Source organism: Pseudomonas khavaziana (assembly GCF_036704165.1).
In the GTDB taxonomy this organism is placed as follows: Bacteria; Pseudomonadota; Gammaproteobacteria; order Pseudomonadales; family Pseudomonadaceae; genus Aquipseudomonas; species Aquipseudomonas khavaziana.
Window position 1 is genome coordinate 5422685 of record NZ_CP129946.1, and the last position, 23060, is coordinate 5445744.

Below are 23060 nucleotides of genomic sequence, written 5' to 3' on the forward strand. Positions count from 1 at the left end.
TCAGTCTCCAAGCGGCAGGCTGTCAGGGCCGCCGCGGTAATCGTCCAGGGCCAGTTTGATCCGGCGCAGGCGCTCCTGGTTGTCGTCCGGCAGGGCCAGCGCCAGCTCGGTGGCGAGCAGGTCGATGGCCAGCAGCATGCCGTAGCGGGCTGCGGTGGGCTTGTAGATAAAACTGGTTTCCGCCGGTTGCAGCGGCAGCAACACATCCGCCAACTGCGCCAGGGGCGAATCGGCAAGCGTGATGGCGACGATGCGGGCGTCGTAGCTGCGCGCCAGCTGCACCACCTCCAATAACTCGGGGGTCAGCCCAGTGAGGGAACAGACGATCAACGCGTGCTCCGGTCCCAGGGTGGCCGCCGTGACCCGCATCATCACCGGGTCATGGCTGGCGGCAATCGAATAGCCCAGCCGCACCAGCCGTACCTGCAATTCATCACTGCACAGGCTTGACGGGCCGCCCATGCCGAATGCATGGATCATCCGCGCCTTGCCCAACAGCTTGACCGCATCGACGAAACTGTGTTGATTGAACCCCGACAGGTGCTGACGCAGCGTCGCCTCGATATCGCCGAGGATCTGCCGATGAAACGCCGATTGTTCCGGCAACCCCGCAGGGTCCAGAAAGCGGCTGCCCACACCACTGGCCTGGGCCAATTGCAGGCGCAAATCGCGCAAGTCGCGGCAGCCGACGCTACGGGCAAAGCGTGACAAGGTGGCGGTACTGACCTCGGCCCGCTGGGACAATGCTTCCAGGCTGGCCGAGGCGGCAAAGCCCACATCCTCAAGCATCAGCTTGGCGATACGCCCTTCGCCGGCGCTGAAAGAGTCCTGGCGGGCGCGGATCTGGTAAAGGATGTCCATGGGGGCTCCGGGTTACAGGATGAGGCTCATAAAACCAGTGACAGGCCGTAGGTGAGACCGAAGGCGACCAGCGATATCAGGGTCTCCAGCACGGTCCAGGTCTTGAAAGTCTGGATCACTGTCATATTGAAGTATTCCTTGATCAGCCAGAAGCCGCCGTCATTAACGTGGGAAAAGATCACCGAACCCGCGCCGGTCGCCAGTACCAGCAATTCGGGGTGTGGATAACCCAGGCCCAGGGCGACGGGAGCGACTACGCCGGACGCAGTGGTCATGGCGACCGTGGCCGAGCCGGTGGCGATACGCATCAGGGCGGCGAACAGCCAGCCCATCACCAGCGGCGACAAGTGGAACGCATGGGCCAGGCCGAGGATTTCATTGGTCACCCCGGCGTCCACCAGAATGCGATTCAAACCACCGCCCGCCCCCACCAGCAAGGTGATACTGGCCGTCGGTGCCAGGCATTCGTTGGTGAACTTGAGAATCGACTCACGGTTGAAGCCCTGGGCCAGGCCCAGGGTCCAGAAGCTCACCAGGGTCGCCACCAGCAGGGCGATCACCGAGTTGCCGATAAACAGCAGGAACTGGTTGAAGCCGGTGCCTGGAGTGGAAATCACGTTAGCCCAACCACCGATCATCATCAGCACCACCGGCAACAGGATGGTGCCCATGGTCAACGCGAAGCTGGGCAGGCGGGTACGCGGTTCGCGCTCGATGAACTGGCGCTCCAACGGGTTTTCCGCCGGCAGGTGGATATGCGGCACAATGAACTTGGCATAGACGGGGCCGGCGATGATCGCCGTGGGGATACCGATCAAAATCGCATACAGCACTGTCTGGCCGACCGAAGCGTTGTAGGCCAGCACCGCCATCATCGCCGCCGGGTGCGGCGGCACCAGCGCATGCACCACCGACAGGCCGGCGACCATCGGCAGGCCGACCATCAGGATCGATACGCCCACGCGCCGCGCCACGGTAAAGGCGATCGGCACCAGCAGCACAAACCCGACCTCGAAAAACAGCGGCAGCCCCACCAGGAACGCAATGCACACCATCGCCCAGTGGGCATTGCGCTCACCGAAGCGGTTGATCAGCGTGCGCGCCACCTGCTCGGCGCCACCGGATTCGGCCATCATCTTGCCGAGCATGGTGCCCAGCGCCACCACCAGAGCGATGTGCCCCAGGGTTTTACCCACGCCCGCCTCATAGGACCCCATGATGGTATCGGCCGGCATGCCGGCCATCAGCGCCAGGCCGATAGACACCAGGGTGATGACAATAAACGGATTGAGTCGGTAACGTGCAATCAGCACGATCAATGCAATGATGGCAATGGCAGCGTATGCCAATAGCCCGAAGCCCGGTGATGCGGCCATGCGGTACTCCTCGGAAAGGGTCACGTCGAATTGGTTGTGAAACTCATAAATCATTACCGAAGAGCATTTTCAATTTTTATGAAAGTAATTTTCGCCCACGGATAAGCGCTGTCGCTTGGGGATATGTCCAGCGCCAGCCCATGAAAATTCGGGGTGTGTTCTTACATGAAGATCAGAGGATGTCGGAAACTCAAGCGCCGCCCTCGAGTCATAGAATGCGCCCTCACTCTGTTCAGGAAACCGCTCATGATTCGCACCACAATCGCCGCCAGCGCCCTGCTTCTGTCCCTATGCGGCAGCGCATTTGCCGCTGACAATGCCGCATTGAAGAAATGCATGGACAGCGCCAACACCACGGTGGACATGGTCAACTGCAACGCCAAGCAAACCAAGGTGCAGGACGAACGCCTGAACCGTGCCTACAAGACCGCTATCGCCGCCCAGGACGGCGCGCGCAAGCAGCAACTGCAAGATGTGCAGCGCCTGTGGATCAAGTACCGCGATGCCAATTGCGCCTTTGCCGGCAGTGCCACCGGCGGCACTATTGATCAGGTGAACGGTTCCGGCTGCGTGCTGGACATGACCCAGACCCGCGCCCAGGAGCTCGAAGACCTGGTCGGGCCCTAATAACTACCCTGTCACCTGTAGGAGCGAGGGGGACGCCTAGTTCTTGCTCGCGAAAAACTCGAGAACGCCGCGTAGAGTCAGCAGGGCCGCGTCATCGTCGGCGATTTTCGCGAGCAAGCTCGCTCCTACAGAGGCAGGTGTTCAGTCGTGGTGAACCTTCGCACGCTTGAGCAGCTTCTTGCAGCGCTCGGATAAATGCAGCACCCGCAGGTGCTTGCCGGCCTTGGAGTAGCGTTCACGCAGGGTCATCAGCGCGGCAATCGCCGAATAGTCGACAAAGCTCAGGTGACGGCAATCCAGCGTGACCTGGGCCGGGTCGTTGGCCGGGTCGAATTGATTCAGGAACGGCGTGGTCGAGGCAAAGAACAAGGTGCCATGCAGGCGGTAAAGCTTGCTGCCGTCAGCCTCCAGGTGTTCATCCGCGTACAGCTCCCGTGCCTGCTGCCAGGCGAAGTTCAGCGCCGCGATGACGATACCGCACAACACCGCGGTGGCCAGGTCGGTAAACACCGTGATGATCGTCACCGCCATGATCACCAGCACGTCATTGAGCGGCACCTTGTTGATCACCCGCAGCGACGCCCAGGCGAAGGTCTGCTGCGACACCACGAACATCACGCCCACCAGCGCCGCCAGCGGAATTCGCTCGATCAGCGGTGACAGAAACAGAATGAACAACAGGATCATTACCCCGGCAAATACCCCGGAGAAACGCCCGCGCCCGCCGGAGCTGAGGTTGATCACGGTTTGCCCGATCATCGCGCAACCACCCATGCCACCGAACAGGCCCGAAACCATGTTCGCTGCGCCCAGGGCCACGCTTTCGCGGTCGGGGTAGCCACGGGTCTCGGTGATTTCATCGGTGAGGTTGAGGGTCAGCAGGGTTTCCAACAGACCGACCATCGCCATCAGGAACGCGTAGGGCGCGATGATGCCGAGGGTTTCCAGGGTCCAGGGGATCTGCGGCAGGGCGAAGGTTGGCAAGCCACCGGCGATATGCGCCATATCGCCCAAGGTGCGGGTCGGCAGGCCAAGCAGGTAGACCGCCAGGCCAACCCCCAGGATCGCCACCAGCGCGGGGGGCACGGCACGGGTCAAGCGCGGCAGCAGGTAGACAATCGCCATGGTCACCACCACCAGGCCGGTCATCACATACAACGGCGTGCCACTGAGCCAGTGTTCGCCGCTCTTGAAATGCTCGAGTTGAGCCAGCGCAATGATGATCGCCAGGCCGTTGACGAAACCGAGCATCACCGAGTGCGGCACCATGCGTACCAGCTTGCCCAGGCGCAGCAGGCCGAACGCGACCATGATCAGCCCGCCCAGCAGCACCGTCGCCAGCAGATACTCCACCCCGTGTTGCACCACCAGCGCGACGATCACCACCGCCATCGAACCGGCCGCGCCCGAGACCATGCCCGGGCGACCGCCGAACAACGCAGTCAGGGTGCAGATGATAAAGGCGCCGTAGAGCCCCATCAGCGGGTTGAGGTGCGCCACCAGGGCAAAGGCGATGCATTCTGGCAGCAGCGCGAAAGACGTGGTGAGGCCGGCCAGGGCATCGGCGCGCAGACGGGTGAATTTCATGGAGTACCAAGGAGTTGCGGGAGATAAGGCGGGGAATGGTACGGAATTGCGGCGGGTGGGGCTAGCCTCCAGAACTGAGTGGCCCCAATCGGGAGCAAGCCCCCTCCCACACTTGAATGCATTCCAAAGTTGGAAATCGGTCAAATGTGGGAGGGGGCTTGCTCCCGATAGCTACACCCAGGCCTCAAGCGAATCAGACCATCTCGTCGCGAATCCACTCCACCACCGACGTACGCTTGGGCAACCAGCCCAGCAACTCACGGGCATGCTTGCCACGCACCCGGCTGTTGGAACCCAGCCCGTAGTTGGCCATTTCATAACCCCATTCGGCCTCAGCCTCGGCCAATGGCCAATCCTGCGGCTCACTCAGGTTCAGTGCTTGGGCAATGGCCTTGGTCATGTCGATAAACGCTGCTTCGCCGCTCTCCACAAAATAGAACGTGCCGGGCACGTTTTTGGTCAGCGCCAGCTGGTACAGGGCCACCACGTCTTCGATATGCACGTTGGACCAGATGTTCTGCCCCGAGCCCACATGGCGCACCACACCACTTTTGCGCGCCTGCTTGAGCAAGCGCGGCAATTGCACGCTGTCACGCTTCACGCCCAGGCTGTGGCCGTAGATCAGGGTGTTGCAGATCACCGCCGAATTGACGCCGTCGTTGGCGGCCGCGAGGATCAGGTTGTCGATCGCCACGCGCGCAGCCTTGTCGACGGTCGGCTCCGGCAGGTTGTCTTCGAAGTAGATGACATCGCTGGCCTTGCCGCCCGACGCATCGCCGACAATGCTCGAACCGCTGGTGTGCAGGAACGGCTTGTTCGAGCCTTTCAACGCGGCCAGCAGGATTTCCACGGCGGCGCGATGGTCGCTGCTGGCAGCGTTGATCACTGCATCGGCCTTGTGCGCCTGCTCGGTCAACACGGCGGCGTCGTCAAGGGTGCCGATCACCGGGGTGATGCCCAGGGCAGTCATCTCGGCAGCTTGCTCGACGCTGCGCACCAGGCCGATGACGTGGTGGCCGGCCTTGACCAGACCGGTGGCGATGGAACCGCCGATAAACCCTGCGGCGCCGGTAACGAATACATTCATGGAGATTGCTCCTGACTGGGTAAGTGATGGGGCCAGTATCAAGCACCCTTCCCAGCCGAATAAGCCCGTATCGCCCAATTCACTCTTGCGTGCAGATCACGAATCAGCGGGCATACCGCGCCAGTTTGGCCTGAATAAAATCCAGGAAACACTGGATGCGCAACGCCAATTGCGAGTTGCGGTAGAACACCGCGTGGATGGGCTGGCGATAGCCGCTGTTGAACGCCTCCAGCATCGGCACCAGGCGCCCGGTGTCGATGTCGTCGATAGTCATGAAGTTCGACAGGCAGCAAATGCCCTGCCCCTCCAGCGCTAATTGCCGCACCGTTTCGCCACTGGAGGCGCTGACGCTGGGCTGGATCAGCCAGCGATCACCGTCCACATGGCGCAGCGGCCAGTGGTTGAGGGTTTCGGTGTGGGTGAAGCCAAGCAGTGTGTGACTGGCCAACTCGGCGACCGTCGTCGGCGTGCCGTACCGCTTGAGATAGTCGGGGCTGGCAAGGATATGCAGCGGGGTCGAACCCAGGAAACGCGCATGCAGGGTCGAATCGGCCAGGGCGCCGATGCGAATGGCGATGTCGGTACTTTGCTCGAGCAGGTCGATGATCAGGTCATCGCTGTTGAGCTCCAGCTGGATATCCGGGTAGAGGCTGCGGAATTCGGCGATGTACGGCACGATCCCGTGCAGCATGAACGGCACGGCCGCGTTGATACGCAGGCGGCCGGCCGGTTTTTTCTGGCGCGACGACAGGCGCTCTTCCAGCTCATCCATCTGTGCCAGGATCACCTTGGCCTGCTCGAAGAAGTACTTGCCCTCTTCGGTCAGGTCCATGCGCCGGGTGGTGCGGTTGATCAGGGTGGTGTCGAGCTTGGCCTCCAGGCGCGACAAGGTGCGACTGACTGCCGAAGGGGTCTGTCCGACCTGCTCCGCCGCGGCGGAAATCGAACCGCACTCAATCACGCTGACGAAAATCTGTAGCTCATCGGACCGGGCTTTCACAGGCGCTCCTCGTAATCGGTTCAGCGCAGCTTACACCGAGCGGTTGGCGACTCAGCCACTGATCAACAGGTGGGTCCCCAACAGCGCCATGCCGATAAAGAAAACGCGCTTGAACAACACTGCGCTGATGCGCTGGCGCAGCGCCTGGCCCAGCCACATGCCCAGCAGCGCCGGCAGCAGTGCCAACATTGAAGCGCTGATCTCACCGCCGCCCAAGGCGCCCCGCCACGCCAGGCCTGCGGCGAGCGCCAGGGTCGATACGCTGAACGACAGGCCCAGTGCCTGCACCAACTGATCGCGATTCAAACCCAAGGCTTGCAGATAGGGCACAGCGGGAATCACGAACACGCCGGTCGCCGAGGTGATAAGGCCAGTGACGGCGCCGCACAACGGCCCCAGCCAATGCTCGGTGGCCGGGTCTACCCGCAATGTCGGCAGGAACAGCCCGCTCAACGCATACATCAGCAACGCCGCACCCAACCCACGCACCACCCAAGGCCCGCCCCCCATGCCCAGCCACACGCTGCCAAGCCCGGTGCCGAGGAAAATCAACAACAGCATCGGCCACAAGCGTTTGACCAAGGCGTTCAAATGGCCGCCAAACGCCAGTTGCCAGAGGTTGGTCACTGTCGAAGGAATGATCAGCAAGGCTGCAGCCTGCGCCGGCAACATAGCCAGGCCGAGCATGCCCATGGCCACGGTGGGCAGGCCCAGGCCAATGATGCCCTTGACCGTGCCGGCCAGCAGGAAGGTGCCGATCACCAGCAACGTCAAGGCAGGACCAAGGTTTTGATAGAACGCGAGAAAGGTATTCATGCGCGTCATTGTGGGAGCTTTCGATGAATTCGAAAATTCGCCATATACTGAGCCTGACTCTTGATTTGCCTGAGGCTGACGCCATGCACTTTGATCTGATCGACCTGCGCCTCTACCTGCACATCCTCGATACCGGCAATATCACCGCTGGCGCGGCTCGCAGTCATTTGTCCCTGGCTGCCGCCAGCGCACGCATCCGGGCGATGGAGTCTTCACTGGGCATCGCGTTTCTCGACCGTGGCCGCCGTGGCGTCACCCCAACCCCTGCGGGCAAAGCCTTGGCCCGGCACGCTCGCCTGCTGCTGCAGCAGGCCGAACACCTGCGACAGGACCTGGCCGAATACGCCAATGGCGTCAAAGGCCAGGTCCGCCTGTTGTGCAACACCACCGCTCTCAGTGAATACCTGCCTGAACTGCTCGCCGGCTTTCTGCGTGAATACCCCAACCTCGATATCGACTTGCAGGAACTGCCCAGCCTGCGCATTACCCAAGCCTTGCGCCAGGGCACAGCCGACCTGGGAATTATTTCCGATGCGGTGGACACCCACGGCTTGCAAACCTTGCCGTTTCGCGATGATCCGTTGGTGCTGATCGTGCCCCTTGATCATCCGCTGACCACAGCCAGTTTCATCGACAGCTTGCAGTACGACTACGTAGGCTTGGCGGCCAACAGTGCGCTGGCGGTGTATCTGGAGGAGCAGGCATTGCACGCAGGCTTTCGTCTGCAAACCCGCATCCGCGCAGACGGATTTGATGGCTTGATTCGCATGGTTGCCGGCGGCGCCGGCCTGGGCATCGTGCCTCAGGCTGCCCTGCAACGCTGGCCGTCGGAGCGCCGCTTCAAGGCCCACCCCCTGCACGAAGAGTGGGCCTGTCGCAAGCTGCTGTTATGCGCACGCGACTTCGAACAACTGCCGGGTTACGCCAGAGCTTTGTTCGTGGCCTTGGCCCTGCCCTTGCGGAAAACCCCGTAATACACCGCCGACAGTATCAGCAGGAACGGCACGCCAAACACCAGGGTCATCTTGAACGCCTCGGTGAAATAGGTGGTGATCATCACCGCCCCCATCAGCACCAGCCCCAGCAAGGTACTGTAGGGAAACAAGCGCAGTTGGAATGACAACTTCGCCCCGCCATGGCGCTTGCGATAGCGGCGGAAGAACAGGTGCGTGAGGAAGATCATGAACCAGGTGAAGATCGCGCCAAACATCGAGATCGCCATCATCAGGGTGAACGAGCTTTCCGGGTACACCACGTTAAGCAAGGTCGCCAGGGCGATGCCCGAGCTGGACAGCAACAGGGCATTGAGCGGGATTCCGCTCTTGCTCAAAGCGCCCATGACCTTGGGCGCAAAGCCTGCGCGAGACAGGCTGAACATCATGCGCGTGGTGATGTACAGCTGGCTGTTCATCGCCGACAGCGCCGCGATCAGGATCACGAAGTTCATCACCCCGGTGGCGCCGGGAATGCCGATGGTCTGCATCACCGTGACGAATGGGCTCTGGGTCTGGCCCGCCTGGTTCCACGGCACGATGGCGAGCATCAGCGCCAGGGTCAGCAGATAGAACACCACCAGGCGCACGATGGTGGCGCGAAAGGCTTTCTTCACCGCCTGTTCCGGATCGGCGGCTTCACCGGCGGCCACGGCGATCATCTCGACGCTGAGGTAGCTGAAGATCGACACAATCACCGCGATCCACATGCCGCTCAAGCCATGGGGAAAAAACCCGTCATGGGCCGTGTAGTTCTGCACCCCGTAGTCGGGATTGCCGGAGCCGAACACCACATACACGGCGAGGATGATGAAACCGACGATGGCGCTGATCTTGATCGTCGAGAACCAGTATTCGAAGTTACCGAAGGTCTTCACGCTGATGGCATTGAGCAGGATCAGCACGCTGGAAAACGACACGATCCACACCCACTCCGGCACGTTGGCAAACCAGTACTTCATGTACATCGCCACCGCCGTGACCTCGGCGCCTACGGCCAGCACAATCGCCGCCCAGTAGGCATAGCGCACCAGGAAGCCGGCCAGTGGGCTGATGTAGAACTCGGCATAGGCGCCAAAGGAGCCGGAGGTGGAATGGGCCACCGTCATCTCCGCCAGGCAGCCCATCAGCAGCAAGGTGATCAATGCGCCGATGGCGTAGCTCACCAGTACGCTCGGCCCGGCATAGCCGATGGCATAGGCGCTGCCCATGAACAGCCCGGTACCGATGGCACCACCGATGGCGATCATGCTCATCTGGCCGGAAGTGAGCTGGCGCCTCAGGCCCAGTTCACGTTGGGTGATCTCTGCAAAGCCGTTGTCTGGCGTGGTCACTGGAGTGCCCCTTTTATTATTGTGATTACACAGCAAGCGCTGGTTTTCTGTAGGAGCGAGCTTGCTCGCGAAAAACCTGAGAACGCCGCGTGCATTCAGAATTCGCGCGTTATCGTTGACGATCTTCGCGAGCAAGCTCGCTCCTACAATGGGTTACGCTGTTGTCAGGTAACGCTGTTTCGGACTTTGAATTGCGGCTGATCCCAGGTGGCGTTGTCGAGAATTTCACCGAGAATTTCCACGGCGTCCCACACCTCGGTAAAGCTTGTGTACAACGGCGTGAAACCAAAGCGCATGATCCGCGGTTCACGGTAATCACCGATCACGCCCCGGGCGATCAGGGCCTGGATCACCGCGTAACCTTCGGGGTGTTCGAAACTGACGTGGCTGCCACGCCGGGCGTGTTCGCGCGGGGTGACCAGGGTCAGGCCATGGGCGGCGCAACGGCTTTCGACCAGCGTAATAAACAGGTCGGTCAGTGCCAGGGATTTAGTTCGCAGGCTGGCCATATCGGTCTGGGCAAAAATCTCCAGGCCGCACTCCACCATGGCCAACGAGGTGATCGGCTGGGTGCCGCACAGGTAGCGCGCAATGCCGGTGCTGGGTGCGTAGGTGGATTCCATGGCGAACTGCCGGGTGTGCCCGAACCAGCCCGACAACGGCTGGCGCACCAAGTCCACCAACGCCGGGTGGACCCACACGAACGCCTGGGAGCCCGGGCCGCCGTTGAGGTATTTGTAGGTGCAGCCGATCGCATAATCAGCGCCGGCCCGATGCAGGTCGACCGGCACCGCGCCCGCCGAATGCGCCAGGTCCCAGATGCTCAGCGCGCCGCACTCGTGGCTCAAGGCGGTAAGCGCCTGCATGTCGTACATGTAGCCGGTCTTGTAGTTGACGTGGGTAAGCATCACCACCGCCACGTCCTGATCGATTGCCTGCGGCAGCTCGTCGGGGCTGTTGACCAACCGCAGGGAATAACCCTGTTGCAGCAATTGCGCCAAGCCCTGCGCGATATACAGATCGGTGGGAAAGTTGCTCGCCTCACTGACGATCACCTTGCGCGCAGGCGCACGTTGGCGCTGCACACTCAACGCCGCACTGAGCACCTTGAACAGGTTGATCGAGGTGGTATCGGTGATCACCACTTCACCGTCCCGCGCACCGATCAATGGCGCCAGGCGATTACCCAGGCGCAGGGACAAATCCGCCCAGCCGGCGCTGTTCCAGCTGCGGATCAAGCCAGTGCCCCACTCCTCGGCAATCACCTGCCGGGCCCGCTCCAGCGACGCCACCGGGCGGGCGCCGAGGGAGTTGCCGTCGAGGTAGATCACCCCCTCGGGCAAGGCGAACTGGGCGCGCAGTGGCGCCAACGGGTCCTGGGCGTCGAGGGCGTGGCAATGGCTTCGAGTGGTCATGGGTCGTCCTGGTTTTTATCAGTGAAGATGCAGCAAATAATGAACGAAGTTTTAGAGAATTTTCGTGCAAAGTGGTGGGTAACAGGCTAATTAAGCTGTAGGAAATTCGAATTTAACCTCTAAACACGCGGATTTATTCTAAGCATGATTCTCGACGCTACCGACCTGCGCCTCCTGCATTTCCTGCAACAGGATGGCCGTATCAGCAACCAGGAACTGGCGGAAAAAGTCGCGCTTTCGCCCTCTGCCTGTCTGCGCCGTTTGCGCCTGTTGGAGAGCGAGGGAATCATCAGCGGCTACCGCGCAGTGTTGAATGCCGAGCAGTTGGGGATCGAGCTGGAGGCGATCGTGCACCTGTCGTTGCGCCAGGATGTAGAAGACTGGCATGAGACCTTTATCAAGAAGGTCCAAGGCTGGCCGGAGGTGGCAAGCGCCTATGTGATCACCGGCGCCAGCAACTATGTGCTGCGGGTGCAGGCGCGCAACCTCAAGCATTTTTCGGACTTTATCGTGAACCACCTGAACCGCACGGCGGGGGTGATGGATATCAGGTCGGAGATTGTGCTGCAGAAGATCAAGGACCGGGATGAGGTGTTGGATCTGGTCCTGCGCAAATAGCACCAACACCACAAATAAAAAAATGTGGGAGGGGGCTTGCTCCCGATGCCAGAGTGTCAGTCACCTATTTACTCACTGACCCACTGCTATCGGGAGCAAGTCGAATCGTCGCACCGCCCCTCCCACATTTTGACCGCGTTGATCAGTCTTCCAGGGCACGGACTCGCTGCATGCGCTGCTGCTCTACCGGTGCCGCCGCAGGCTGCAACTCAAAATCAAAATCAATCTGCGCAAACCGCCCTTGCACACCAAACTCCCGTGCCAGCTGCGGATCGTCACTGAAGCGAATCTCGGCAATCAGTTCATCGCGCGTGGCATAGGCAAAGTCATCATGCAGGTACGGGTCATCGGACAGGTTGATCTGCGTGGTCAGATGCCGGTGCCCGGGCGCCGAGATGAAGAAGTGGATATGCGCAGGGCGTTGTCCATGGCGCCCCAGTTGGTCGAGCAATTGCTGCGTCGGCCCGGTGGGCGGGCAGCCATAGCCGGAGGGCACGATGCTGCGAAAACGGTAATTGCCCTGGGCGTCGGTCTCGATGCGTCGGCGCAGGTTGAATGCCGACTGAGTCGGATCGAACCATGAATAAGTACCGCCCGTATTGGCCTGCCATACATCGACAATCGCCCCCGCCAGTGGCTTTCCATGGGTATCGCGCACTTGCCCGCGCATAAACAACGGCACCGCGTCATCCTGGCCATCATCCAACCGCGCTTCGTACTTCGACAACGGCGCGCCGGCTACGTACAACGGGCCTTCGATGGTGCGCGGTGTGCCACCGGACTTGCCGGCCTGTTCATCGGCGGCGTCCATCAGCAGGTCGAGGTAATGCTCCAGGCCCAAGCCTGCGGCGAGCAGGCCGGCTTCCTGGTTTTTGCCCAGTTCATTGAGGTAGTTGACCGCCTTCCAGAATTCTTCCGGGGTCACTTCCAGGTCTTCGATGATGTTCACGGTGTCGCGCAGGAGCCGGTACATCAGCGCCTTGGCGCGCGGGTTGCCGGCGTCATTGAGGTTACCGCTGGCTTCTTCGAGAAACCGTTGGGCGCGAGCAGTCTGGGATAGGCGGATGGTCATGGTGCATTCCTCATCTTGTCATTATTAGCTTTTTAAAAGGCGCTTAGCGGTCGTCTGCATGGATCGACGACGGATGCCGGCACAGCGCATTCACTTCGATGGCCATATAGGGAAACAGCGGCAGTTGCATCAGCAGGTCGTGCAGGTCCTGCACGCTGTCGACATCGAACACGCTGTAGTTGGCGTAGTGCCCGGCGATGCGCCACAGGTGGCGCCATTTGCCCTCTTGCTGCAGGCGCTGGGCCAGGGCTTTCTCTTCGGCCTTGAGGCTGTCGGCGCGCTCGGGGTGCATGTCGAGGGGCAGGTTTACGGTCATCTTTACGTGAAACAACATGGCAGGCGCCTCTTAGTGTTTGTCACGGCGGAAGAACGCCAGGCGCTCTTCATCGAGCGCCAGGCCCAGGCCCGGCGCAGTGGAAACATGCAGCTGGAAATCGCGGTATACCGGCTGCTCGGTGAGAATGTCTTCGGTCAGCAACAGCGGGCCGAACAGCTCGGTGTCCCACGCCAGTTTGTTCAGGGTGAGGAATGCATGGGCCGAGGCCAGGGTGCCGATGCCACCTTCGAGCATGGTGCCGCCGTACAGGCCAATGCCGGCCGCTTCGGCAATCGCCGCCGTGCGCAACACGGCACGGGGGCCGCCGTTCTTGGCGATCTTGAGGGCGAACACTGTGGCCGCACCTTCGCGGGCCAGGTTGAAGGCGTCCTCGACACACTCGATGGACTCATCGGCCATGATCGGCACTGGGCTCGATAGGTTGAGCCGGGCCATACCGCCGCGGTTATTGCGCGAGATCGGTTGCTCGATCAAGTCTATGCCATTGTCGCCAAGCACTTGGCACGCCCGCAGGGCCACGGCTTCATCCCAGGCCTGGTTGACGTCGACACGCACACTGGCACGCTCGCCTAGGGCCTTCTTGATCGCGATCACATGGGCCAGGTCACGGCTGATTTCACCGGCGCCGATCTTCAACTTGAAAATGCGGTGACGGCGCAGGTCGAGCATCTTCTCGGCCTCGCCGATGTCTTGTTCGGTGTTCCCGCTGGCCAGGGTCCAGGCCACCGGCAGCGCATCGCGTACACGCCCGCCGAGCAGTTCGCTGACCGGCAGGCCCCGGCGTTTGCCGAGGGCGTCGAGCAAGGCGCTTTCGATGCCGGACTTGGCAAAGGTATTGCCGCGAATACTGCGTTCCAAGCGCAACATGGCGGCGTTGATATTGTTGGCGTCCTGGCCAATCAACAGCGGCGCGAAATGGCGGTCGATGTTGACCTTGATGCTGTCGGGGCTCTCGTTGCCATAGCTCAGGCCACCGATGGTGGTAGCTTCGCCGATACCTTCGATGCCGTCGGCGCAACGCAGGCGGATGATCACCAAGGTTTGGTTTTGCATGGTGTGCATCGCCAGCTTGTGCGGGCGAATGGTGGGGAGGTCGACGATGATGGTTTCGATCGACTGGATGGCGCAGGTCAGCATGGCAATACCCATTGGGTTCTTTATAAGTTTTGGCCGATTCTGTGCCGTATTTTCGCGGGGCTCCAATATAGAATGGGTCTCAAGCAATACCTTTAAGGTATGAAAGGAGCCGATATGGAACTGCGACACCTGCGCTATTTCCAGGTGCTGGGCGAGACCCTCAACTTCACCCGCGCCGCCGAACGCCTGCACATCGCCCAGCCGCCCTTGAGCCGGCAGATCCAACAGTTGGAGGATGAGCTGGGGGTCATTCTGCTGGAGCGTAGCCGCCCCTTGCGCCTGACCGAGGCCGGGCGATTTTTCTATGAGCATGCCAATGTGTTGCTCGAACAATTGGGCAAGGTCTGCGACAACACCCGGCGCATCGGCCTGGGCGAAAAGACGTGGCTGGGCATCGGCTTTGCACCTTCGACCTTGTACGGCGTGCTGCCGGAATTGATTCGGCGCCTGCGCAACCATGAGGCGCTGGAGCTGGAGTTGGGCTTGTCGGAGATGACTACGCTGCAGCAGGTCGAAGCGCTCAAGGCCGGGCGCATCGATGTGGGTTTCGGACGGATTCGCATCGACGACCCGGCCATTGTCCAGCGCGTATTGGTGGAGGATCGCCTGGTAGCCGTGCTTCCCAGTGGTCACCCCTTGCTGGACGCCCCCGCCACCCTCGCCCAGTTGGCCACCGAACCCTTTGTGCTCTACCCCGGCAACCCGCGCCCCAGTTATGCCGACCATGTGATCGCATTGTTCGACGCCCATGGCTTGAGCCTGAAGGTGGCGCAGTGGACCAACGAGTTGCAGACCGCTATTGGCCTGGTAGGCGCCGGTATGGGTGTGACGCTGGTACCGGCGTCGGTGCAGGTGCTGCATCGGGCGGATATCGGCTATACGCCGGTGGTGGAGACCACGGCGACTTCTCCAATCATCCTCAGCCGACGGGTGAATGACCAGTCGCCAGGGCTTAGTCATTGCCTGCAACTGGTGGAAGAGTTGATCTGAGATTCCATATGCACCACAAATCCAGTGTGGGAGGGGGCTTGCTCCCGATAGCGGTGTGTCAGTCAATGGATGTACTGGCTGACACGCCGCTATCGGGAGCAAGCCCCCTCCCACAGTTTGATCCTCATCGTTTTCAAAGGCTGCGCAGGCGCTTGCGTTGCAATGTCTGACTGGGCGACTCATCAAACAGCTTGCGGTACTCCGCCGAAAACCTGCCCAAGTGGGTAAACCCCCAACCCAAGGCAATTTCCGAGATGGTACGCACCGAGCCCTGCTCGAGAATCTCCTGACGCACAGCCCCCAGCCGATGCTTCTTCAGATAAGCCATGGGCGAGAGCGCAAAGTACTTGCGAAACGCATCGAACAGCTTGAACCGCGACACCCCGGCCGCCGCTTCCAGGTCCTCCAGGTGCACGGCTTCGCGGGCGTTGTCGTGGATGTACTGGCGCGCCCGGGTCAGGTAATGCGGCAGTTTTACCCCCAGCACGTCACGCAGCTCTTCGGAGTAGTTATTCGGCTGGGCCAGGATCAGGCCCTTGATCAGTGAGCTTTCCAGGTCGCGGGTGAACGCCGCCTGCTCGTACAACTCGCTGCGGCATTCCAGCTCGGCGATGAAGTAACGCGCCATGCGCCACCACGCAGCCGGGGCGCCCTCCACCGCATCCATCACCGATTCAAAGCGCAGGGGTGCGTCGATGGGCCGTTGCAACAAACCTTCCAGCGATTCACTCATGGCCGCGCGGGTAATCACCACCTGCAACTTGCGGCAGTCACCGGAAATCGCCAACACCTGATGTTCATTGGGGGAAATGATCACGCCCTGGTCGCGGTTGGAACTGAGGCGTTCACCGTTCTTGCTCAGTTCTTGTTCGCCCACCAATGGCAGGCTCAGGCTGTAGCTGCGAAAGTGCTCGGCATCTTCGATATCGATAGTCACATCGGTGCCGTATTCGATAACGCCCAGGGTGGTGGCGCGAGACTTGAACACATTGGCACTGTGGTGAAAACGCAAGCGCTCGGGCGTCGCCGTAGCCAGGCGATGAGGCCCGCAGATGCCGGACATCCAGCTGCGGGCGCCCTCCAGGTCGAAGCGTTGGATATGAATATCGCGTGTCTGGCTACTCATCGGGCTGCACCCACGGCGGTTAGGCGTTTGCGCGCTCTGGCGGCGCGTCGTTGAACATCGACAGCAAGTTCCAAGCCACGCCAGCGCGGTCACCACTGGGCGGATAGCAAAGGTCGACTATGTGGATAAAGCCCAGCCTTTTGCGACCTTCGCCTGCAATCACAGTAGCGCATGCTGTCACTTGCGCGCACCGCCGTGGGTATTTGCTGCCCAACTTTGCGGCCCAGCTTCCCCCATTAAGCGGATAGCCCGCCACCAACTCACAGGCTCTTAATGGCTCACCGTTTAGCCATGATCAAAAGGTGCCTCCATGAGTGGTGCAAGAAGCGTCGAGCAGTGGAAGAGCTTTATCGAAAGCTGCCTGGATTTTCGCCCGGCCGATGCGGTGTTTCGCATCGCCCGCGACATGTTCACCGAGCCCGAGTTGTTCGACCTGGAGATGGAACTGATCTTCGAAAAGAACTGGATCTACGCCTGCCACGAAAGCGAACTGGCGAACAACCACGACTTCGTGACGATGCGCGCCGGGCGCCAGCCAATGATCATCACCCGCGATGGCGAAGGCCGGCTCAACGCGTTGATCAATGCCTGCCAACATCGCGGCACCACCCTCACCCGGGTGGGCAAGGGCAACCAGTCCACCTTTACCTGCCCGTTCCACGCCTGGTGCTACAAGAGCGACGGCCGGTTGGTGAAAGTCAAGGCACCCGGGGAATATCCGGAAGGGTTTGACAAAGCCACCCGAGGCCTGAAAAAAGCCCGCATCGACAGCTACAAGGGCTTTGTGTTTATCAGCCTCGACGTGCAGGGCACGGACAGCCTGGAAGACTTCCTCGGCGATGCCAAAGTGTTCTTCGACATGATGGTGGCGCAATCGGCCACTGGGGAGTTGGAGGTGCTGCCGGGCAAGTCCGCCTACACCTATGACGGCAACTGGAAACTGCAAAACGAAAACGGCCTGGACGGTTATCACGTCAGTACCGTGCACTACAACTACGTGGCCACGGTGCAGCATCGCCAGCAGGTCAATACCGAGAACGGCACAGGTTCGAGCACGACTTTGGACTACAGCAAGCTCGGCGCCGGTGACGCCAATACCGACGACGGCTGGTTCGCCTTCAACAACGGCCACAGCGTGTTGTTCAGCGACATGCCCAACCCCAGCGTGCGCTCGGGCTACGCCACGATCATGCCGCGCCTGGTAGAGGAACACGGCCAACAAAAGGCCGAGTGGATGATGCACCGCCTGCGCAACCTGAACATTTACCCGAGCCTGTTCTTTCTCGACCAGATCAGCTCACAGCTGCGCATCATCCGCCCTGTGGCCTGGAACAAGACCGAGATCATCAGCCAGTGCCTGGGTGTGAAGGATGAGTCCGATGCAGATCGCGAAAACCGCATTCGCCAATTCGAGGATTTCTTCAACGTCTCGGGCATGGGTACGCCGGACGACCTGGTGGAATTTCGCGAAGCCCAGCGCGGTTTCCAGGGCCGCCTGGAGCGCTGGAGCGATATCTCACGGGGCAGCCACCGCTGGGAAACCGGACCTACTCCCAACAGCGAAGCCATTGGCATCCAACCAGCCATGACCGGCACCGAGTTCACCCACGAAGGCTTGTACGTCAACCAGCATCGCAACTGGCAGCAGTTCCTGCTCAAGGGCCTGGACCGGCAAGCGCTGACACTGCGGGAGGTGAAGTGATGAATGCGCAATTGCAGTACCAGATCGAGCAGTTTTTCTACCGCAAATCCGAACTGTGCGACGCCCAGGACTGGGATGCCTATGTGCAGTTGTTCGACCCGCAGAGTGAATTCCACCTGCCGCAGTGGGACTCGGAACACGTCTACACCCGCGACCCCAAGCGTGAGATGTCGTTGATCTACTACGCCAACCGTTCGGGCCTGGAAGACCGCGTGTTCCGTCTGCGCACCGGCAAGGCCGCCTCAGCCACACCGATGCCGCGCACCTTGCACCTGATCAATAACGTACGCATTGCCGAACAAAGCGACGGCACCTTGGAGGTGCGCTTGAACTGGCACACGCTGTTTTATCGGCTGGCTACGTCCGAGCAGTTCTATGGGCACGCAACCTATCGCCTCAAGCCCGAGGGCGACAGCTGGTTGATTACGCGCAAGCACGCCTTGCTGCTCAACGACACCATCAATTCGGTGCTGGATTTCTATCACCTGTAACAGTTGGGCATTCCCCTGTAGGAGCGAGCTTGCTCGCGAAAAACTCAAGCACACCGCGTGCATCCAGGCTACCCGGCGTCATCGTTGAAGTTCTTCGCGAGCAAGCTCGCTCCTACAGGTGTTCATACCTATCCACGGAGTCATGTGAATGAATCACAAAGTGGCCTTCAGCTTTGCCGATGGCAAGACCCTGTTCTTCCCGGTGGGCGCCCATGAAATCCTGTTGGACGCGGCCCTGCGCAACGGCATCAAGATCCCGCTGGATTGCCGCGAAGGCGTGTGCGGCACCTGCCAGGGCCGTTGCGAATCGGGGGATTACACCCAGGACTATGTAGACGACGAAGCGCTCTCCAGCCTCGACCTGCAACAACGCAAGATGCTCAGTTGCCAGACCCGGGTGCAGTCCGACGCCACCTTCTACTTCGACTTCGATTCAAGCCTGTGCAATGCGTCCGGGCCAGCGCGAGTACGCGGAACAGTGAGCGCGGTGAAGCAAATATCGACCAGCACGGCGATCTTGCAGGTGCAACTGCAGCAGCCACTGGATTTCCTGCCCGGCCAATACGCGCGCCTCGCGGTGCCCGGCACCGACAGTTGGCGCTCCTACTCCTTCGCCAATCGGCCGGGCAACCAACTGCAATTCCTGGTGCGCCTGCTGCCGGATGGGGTGATGAGCAACTATTTGCGCGAGCGCTGCCAGGTGGGCGACGAGATGCTGCTGGAGGCGCCATTGGGTGCGTTCTACCTGCGCCATGTCACCCAGCCGCTGGTGCTGGTGGCGGGCGGCACCGGCTTGTCGGCGTTGCTGGGCATGCTCGATGAGCTGGCGGCCAACGGCTGTGCGCAACCGGTGCACCTGTACTACGGCGTGCGCGGTGCCGAGGATTTATGTGAAGCGGCGCGTATCCAGGACTACACGGGGAAAATCCCGGGCTTTCGCTACACCGAAGTGCTCAGCGAACCCTCCAATGACTGGGCCGGCAAGCGCGGTTACCTTACCGAGCATTTTGACCTGGCCGAATTGCGGGACAGATCGGCGGATATGTACCTGTGCGGTCCCCCGCCAATGGTCGAATCCATCCAACAATGGCTGGCGGATCAGGCACTTGATGGCGTTCAGCTGTATTACGAAAAGTTTACGCAGAGTAATATCTGACCCTCAGCAGTTCTGAGGGGCCGATGCGGCGTGCAATCACCCTTGAGAAAAACAAGTAGAAGGGAATGTTAATGGCGGATGACATGGTTAACCCGGTGGGCCTCAAGCGAGGCCTGAAGAACCGGCACATTCAGCTGATCGCCTTGGGAGGTGCGATTGGTACAGGCTTGTTCCTCGGCTCGGCCGGGGTACTCAAGTCGGCGGGGCCGTCGATGATCCTGGGCTACGCAGTGGCCGGGTTTATCGCGTTCCTGATCATGCGCCAGCTCGGCGAGATGATCGTCGAAGAGCCGGTGGCCGGTTCCTTCAGCCACTTCGCGCACAAGTACTGGGGCGGCTACGCGGGCTTTTTAGCGGGCTGGAACTATTGGGTGCTCTACGTGCTGGTGGGCATGGCCGAACTGACGGCCGTGGGCAAGTACATCCAATTCTGGTGGCCGGAGATCCCGACCTGGGTCAGCGCACTGGTGTTCTTTGTCGCGGTGAACTTGATCAACACCTTGAACGTGAAGTTCTTCGGTGAAGCCGAGTTCTGGTTTGCGATCATCAAGGTGGTAGCGATTGTCGGCATGATCGTGCTCGGCTGCTACCTGCTGTTCAGCGGCACTGGTGGCCCGCAAGCCTCGGTCAGCAACCTGTGGAGCCATGGCGGGTTCTTCCCCAATGGCGGCATGGGGCTGTTGATGTCCATGGCCTTCATCATGTTCTCGTTCGGCGGCCTGGAACTGGTCGGCATCACCGCCGCCGAGGCCAGCGAGCCGCGCAAAGTGATCCCCAAGGCGATCAACCAGGTGGTGTACCGCATCCTGATTTTCTACGTCGGCGCGCTGACCGTGCTGTTGTCGCTGTACCCGTGGGATCAACTGCTGCAGACCCTCGGCGCGTCCGGCGATGCCTACAGCGGCAGCCCGTTTGTGCAGATCTTCTCGCTGATCGGCAACGACACCGCCGCCCACATCCTCAACTTCGTGGTGCTGACCGCGGCGTTGTCGGTGTACAACAGCGGCGTGTATTGCAACAGCCGCATGCTGTTCGGCCTGGCCGAGCAAGGTGACGCGCCCAAGGCGCTGATGAAGCTCAACAAGCAAGGCGTGCCGCTGCGGGCGTTGGCGATTTCGGCGTTGGTGACGATGCTGTGCGTGGTGGTCAACTATGTCGCGCCGCAAAGCGCCCTGGAGTTGTTGTTTGCGCTGGTGGTTGCTTCGCTGATGATCAACTGGGCGCTGATCAGCATCACCCATATCAAGTTCCGCAAGGCCATGGGCCAGCAAGGCGTGACGCCGTCGTTCAAGACCTTCTGGTTCCCGTTCAGCAATTACCTGTGCCTGGCGTTCATGCTGATGATCATCAGCGTGATGCTGGCAATCCCTGGAATTCGCGAGTCGGTGTATGCGATGCCAGTGTGGGTGGGGATTATCTATGTGGCCTATCGGTTGCGGATGAGAAACACGACGGTTGCAGTAACGCAATAACCCATGTGGGAGGGGGCTTGCTCCCGATGACAGGTGTGTCAGCCAGCACATCCAGTGACTGACACTCCGCCATCGGGAGCAAGCCCCCTCCCACATTTTTAACTGCACTCCAAATGAAAAGCCCCGGTAATCCGGGGCTTTTTGTTTAGAGGGTCGAGCGTACTCGCCAAAGTTCGGGGAACAATACTGTGTCGAGCATCTTGCGCAGGTAACCCACGCCTTCGGTGCCACCGGTGCCCGGCTGAAAACCAATGATCCGCTCCACCGTGGTCACATGCCGGAAGCGCCATTGCCGGAACGAATCCTCCAGGTCGATGAACTTCTCGGCCAACTGATACAAATCCCAATACCGGCTCGGGTCGCGATACACCTCACGCCACGCCGCCTCCACCGACTCATCGTGCACTGTGGCCGCGGTCGGGTCGCGCTCGGCGCGCTGGGGGTCAATCGCCAGCCCCGCCTTGATCATCAGGTTGATCGCCTCGTCATATAGCGACGGCGTGGCAATCGCCACCTGAAGTTCCTGCAACAACTCTGGCCGATGGGCATGGGGCCGCAGCAAGGCCGGGCTCTTGTTGCCGAGGATGAATTCAATCTCGCGGTACTGGAACGACTGGAACCCCGACGACTGCCCCAGGAACGGGCGAATTGCCTTGTACTCCGACGGCGTCATGGTCGCCAGCACCGCCCAGGCGTGCACCAGTTGGTCGAAGATCCGCGAGACTCGCGCCAGCATCTTGAACGCCGGCGGCAACTCACCCAGGCGCACGTGTTCGCGGGCGGCCTTGAGTTCGTGGAGCATCAGTTTCATCCACAGCTCCGAAGTCTGGTGCTGGATGATGAAGAGCATTTCGTTATGGTCCGGCGACAGCGGGTGCTGGGCACTGAGGACTTTGCCCAGGTCCAGGTAGTCGCCATAGCTCATGGACTCGGAAAAATTCAGTTCGGCGTTATGCCATTCTTCCGGTGGCTGGTAATCGGCAGAGAAGGGACATTGGCTCATCGCGTGGGCTCCTTGAGCGGGCGCAGGATTGCGCGGACCGGGCTGGCATCGAGGTTGGCAAAGCGCAGCGGCAGTGCGATCAGTTCATAGTCGCCCTCCGGTACCTCATCGAGCACGATGCCTTCGAGGATCGCCATGCCGTGACGGGCTACGGCGTTGTGGGAATCCATGGTCTTGGACTGTTGCGGGTCCAGGGACGGCGTGTCGATACCGATCAGGCGCACACCCAGGCGGGCGAGCAGTTCAATGGTTTGTGGGGCGATGGCGGTGAAATTCGCATCCCATTCGGTGAGCGGCGCTTGTGGATAAGTGCGCAGCAGCACGCGCTCCGGCAGGTTATCCACACGGCCTTGCAACTGGTGTGGCTGCACCAACGCGCCGCTGCCCAGGCAATGCAGCACCCGGCACGGGCCCATGTACACGTCCAACGACACCTCGCCAATCGGCGCACCGTCGGCACTGTAATGCAGCGGAGCATCCACATGGGCACCGGTGTGCGGCGACAAGGTCACACGCCCCACATTCACCGGGCACTCCGGGCCGAACTGCCACACGCGCTCTTCCTGGAACGGCGTATCCCCCGGCCAGGTCGGGGTCGCCGTGCTCAAGGGCGGGCTGATATCCCACCACGTTTTTATTGGGTTCATTGCAAGGCTCTCACGGGGTACTGGGGTGAATGATACGAGGGCCAGCTGTGAATTTTCTTGCGAATTCTGGCGTCATGGGCGAATTCTTTCGCAGTTACTGCGATAAAAAGACAAATTACCGAACAATTCACACAGATCCAATGTGGGAGGGGGCTTGCTCCCGATAGTGGTGTGTCAGTAGCCATAGCAGTGACTGACACACTGCTATCGGGAG

Annotated in this window: 22 protein-coding genes; 8 read left to right on the forward strand and 14 right to left on the reverse strand. The window is 60.8% G+C overall.

Annotated elements, in window-relative coordinates:
• Window positions 1–861 carry a MurR/RpiR family transcriptional regulator gene (locus tag QYQ93_RS24335; RefSeq protein ID WP_043046762.1) on the reverse strand — a complete coding sequence of 287 codons (861 nt, stop codon included), beginning with the start codon at window positions 859–861 and terminating at the stop codon, window positions 1–3.
• A 26-nt stretch (window positions 862–887) separates the two neighbouring features.
• Window positions 888–2237, reverse strand: coding sequence for a gluconate:H+ symporter (locus tag QYQ93_RS24340; protein ID WP_068967798.1), 1350 nt, complete (start codon window positions 2235–2237; stop codon window positions 888–890).
• Window positions 2238–2483: 246 nt separating this feature from the next.
• On the opposite strand from QYQ93_RS24340, the gene QYQ93_RS24345 reads away from it, so the two are divergent.
• Window positions 2484–2864, forward strand: a complete 381-nt coding sequence (locus QYQ93_RS24345) for a lysozyme inhibitor LprI family protein (RefSeq protein WP_043046760.1) — start codon at window positions 2484–2486, stop codon at window positions 2862–2864.
• Between the two features lie 141 nt (window positions 2865–3005).
• Here the strand turns inward: QYQ93_RS24345 and QYQ93_RS24350 are convergent, their stop codons facing one another.
• From QYQ93_RS24350 to QYQ93_RS24365, 4 genes are all read right to left on the reverse strand, one after another.
• Window positions 3006–4451: a SulP family inorganic anion transporter gene (locus tag QYQ93_RS24350; protein ID WP_043046759.1), complete on the reverse strand. Its 1446-nt coding sequence runs from the start codon at window positions 4449–4451 to the stop codon at window positions 3006–3008.
• Window positions 4452–4644: 193 nt separating this feature from the next.
• The gene (locus tag QYQ93_RS24355; RefSeq protein WP_338475639.1) at window positions 4645–5538 is read right to left on the reverse strand and encodes an NAD-dependent epimerase/dehydratase family protein; all 894 of its coding nucleotides are present in this window, start codon (window positions 5536–5538) and stop codon (window positions 4645–4647) included.
• Between the two features lie 103 nt (window positions 5539–5641).
• Window positions 5642–6538: a LysR family transcriptional regulator gene (locus QYQ93_RS24360; protein ID WP_338475640.1), complete on the reverse strand. Its 897-nt coding sequence runs from the start codon at window positions 6536–6538 to the stop codon at window positions 5642–5644.
• Window positions 6539–6589: 51 nt separating this feature from the next.
• Window positions 6590–7354, reverse strand: coding sequence for a sulfite exporter TauE/SafE family protein (locus tag QYQ93_RS24365; protein WP_338475642.1), 765 nt, complete (start codon window positions 7352–7354; stop codon window positions 6590–6592).
• An 83-nt stretch (window positions 7355–7437) separates the two neighbouring features.
• On the opposite strand from QYQ93_RS24365, the gene QYQ93_RS24370 reads away from it, so the two are divergent.
• Entirely contained in the window at window positions 7438–8328 is an 891-nt protein-coding gene (locus tag QYQ93_RS24370) for a LysR substrate-binding domain-containing protein (RefSeq protein WP_338477291.1), read from the forward strand.
• On the opposite strand, the gene QYQ93_RS24375 is transcribed toward QYQ93_RS24370, so the two are convergent.
• Together QYQ93_RS24375 and kynU are read right to left on the reverse strand one after the other, a co-directional pair.
• Complete coding sequence (locus QYQ93_RS24375; protein WP_338475643.1) at window positions 8274–9680, reverse strand: amino acid permease; 1407 nt, start codon at window positions 9678–9680, stop codon at window positions 8274–8276. The two genes, QYQ93_RS24370 and QYQ93_RS24375, sit on opposite strands and share 55 nt — an antisense overlap.
• Before the next feature lie 164 nt (window positions 9681–9844).
• Window positions 9845–11095, reverse strand: coding sequence for a kynureninase (kynU, locus tag QYQ93_RS24380; RefSeq protein ID WP_338475644.1), 1251 nt, complete (start codon window positions 11093–11095; stop codon window positions 9845–9847).
• A gap of 144 nt (window positions 11096–11239) precedes the next feature.
• Here kynU and QYQ93_RS24385 point away from each other — a divergent pair, with 144 nt between their 5' ends.
• Complete coding sequence (locus tag QYQ93_RS24385) at window positions 11240–11713, forward strand: Lrp/AsnC family transcriptional regulator (RefSeq protein WP_003194103.1); 474 nt, start codon at window positions 11240–11242, stop codon at window positions 11711–11713.
• A 142-nt stretch (window positions 11714–11855) separates the two neighbouring features.
• On the opposite strand, the gene catA is transcribed toward QYQ93_RS24385, so the two are convergent.
• From catA to QYQ93_RS24400, 3 genes are read right to left on the reverse strand one after another with little or no spacing between them, the layout of a single operon-like run.
• The gene (gene catA, locus QYQ93_RS24390) at window positions 11856–12785 is read right to left on the reverse strand and encodes a catechol 1,2-dioxygenase (RefSeq protein ID WP_338475645.1); all 930 of its coding nucleotides are present in this window, start codon (window positions 12783–12785) and stop codon (window positions 11856–11858) included.
• A 43-nt stretch (window positions 12786–12828) separates the two neighbouring features.
• Entirely contained in the window at window positions 12829–13119 is a 291-nt protein-coding gene (gene catC, locus QYQ93_RS24395) for a muconolactone Delta-isomerase (RefSeq protein WP_043046752.1), read from the reverse strand.
• Window positions 13120–13131: 12 nt separating this feature from the next.
• Window positions 13132–14259, reverse strand: coding sequence for a muconate cycloisomerase family protein (locus tag QYQ93_RS24400; RefSeq protein ID WP_338477293.1), 1128 nt, complete (start codon window positions 14257–14259; stop codon window positions 13132–13134).
• A 114-nt stretch (window positions 14260–14373) separates the two neighbouring features.
• Between QYQ93_RS24400 and QYQ93_RS24405 the strand changes: the two genes are divergently transcribed.
• A complete protein-coding gene (locus QYQ93_RS24405) occupies window positions 14374–15249 on the forward strand; it encodes a LysR family transcriptional regulator (RefSeq protein ID WP_338475646.1) in 876 nt (291 codons plus the stop codon).
• 133 nt (window positions 15250–15382) lie between these two features.
• On the opposite strand, the gene QYQ93_RS24410 is transcribed toward QYQ93_RS24405, so the two are convergent.
• Window positions 15383–16375: an AraC family transcriptional regulator gene (locus tag QYQ93_RS24410; protein ID WP_043046750.1), complete on the reverse strand. Its 993-nt coding sequence runs from the start codon at window positions 16373–16375 to the stop codon at window positions 15383–15385.
• Between the two features lie 310 nt (window positions 16376–16685).
• Between QYQ93_RS24410 and antA the strand changes: the two genes are divergently transcribed.
• The 4 genes from antA to QYQ93_RS24430 all read left to right on the forward strand — a co-directional run bounded on the left by antA (window position 16686) and on the right by QYQ93_RS24430 (window position 21196).
• A complete protein-coding gene (gene antA, locus QYQ93_RS24415) occupies window positions 16686–18077 on the forward strand; it encodes an anthranilate 1,2-dioxygenase large subunit (protein WP_043046749.1) in 1392 nt (463 codons plus the stop codon).
• The gene (gene antB / locus QYQ93_RS24420; protein WP_056845953.1) at window positions 18077–18568 is read left to right on the forward strand and encodes an anthranilate 1,2-dioxygenase small subunit; all 492 of its coding nucleotides are present in this window, start codon (window positions 18077–18079) and stop codon (window positions 18566–18568) included. The genes antA and antB overlap by 1 nt, the downstream gene beginning before the upstream one ends.
• Before the next feature lie 148 nt (window positions 18569–18716).
• On the forward strand, window positions 18717–19724 hold the full coding sequence (gene antC / locus QYQ93_RS24425) for an anthranilate 1,2-dioxygenase electron transfer component AntC (protein ID WP_338475647.1): 1008 nt from the start codon (window positions 18717–18719) through the stop codon (window positions 19722–19724).
• Between the two features lie 71 nt (window positions 19725–19795).
• Window positions 19796–21196, forward strand: coding sequence for an amino acid permease (locus tag QYQ93_RS24430; protein WP_043046746.1), 1401 nt, complete (start codon window positions 19796–19798; stop codon window positions 21194–21196).
• 145 nt (window positions 21197–21341) lie between these two features.
• Here the strand turns inward: QYQ93_RS24430 and kynA are convergent, their stop codons facing one another.
• A complete protein-coding gene (gene kynA, locus QYQ93_RS24435) occupies window positions 21342–22199 on the reverse strand; it encodes a tryptophan 2,3-dioxygenase (RefSeq protein WP_043046745.1) in 858 nt (285 codons plus the stop codon).
• On the reverse strand, window positions 22196–22846 hold the full coding sequence (gene kynB / locus QYQ93_RS24440) for an arylformamidase (RefSeq protein WP_338475648.1): 651 nt from the start codon (window positions 22844–22846) through the stop codon (window positions 22196–22198). The genes kynA and kynB overlap by 4 nt, the downstream gene beginning before the upstream one ends.
• Between the last annotated feature and the right edge of the window lie 214 nt (window positions 22847–23060).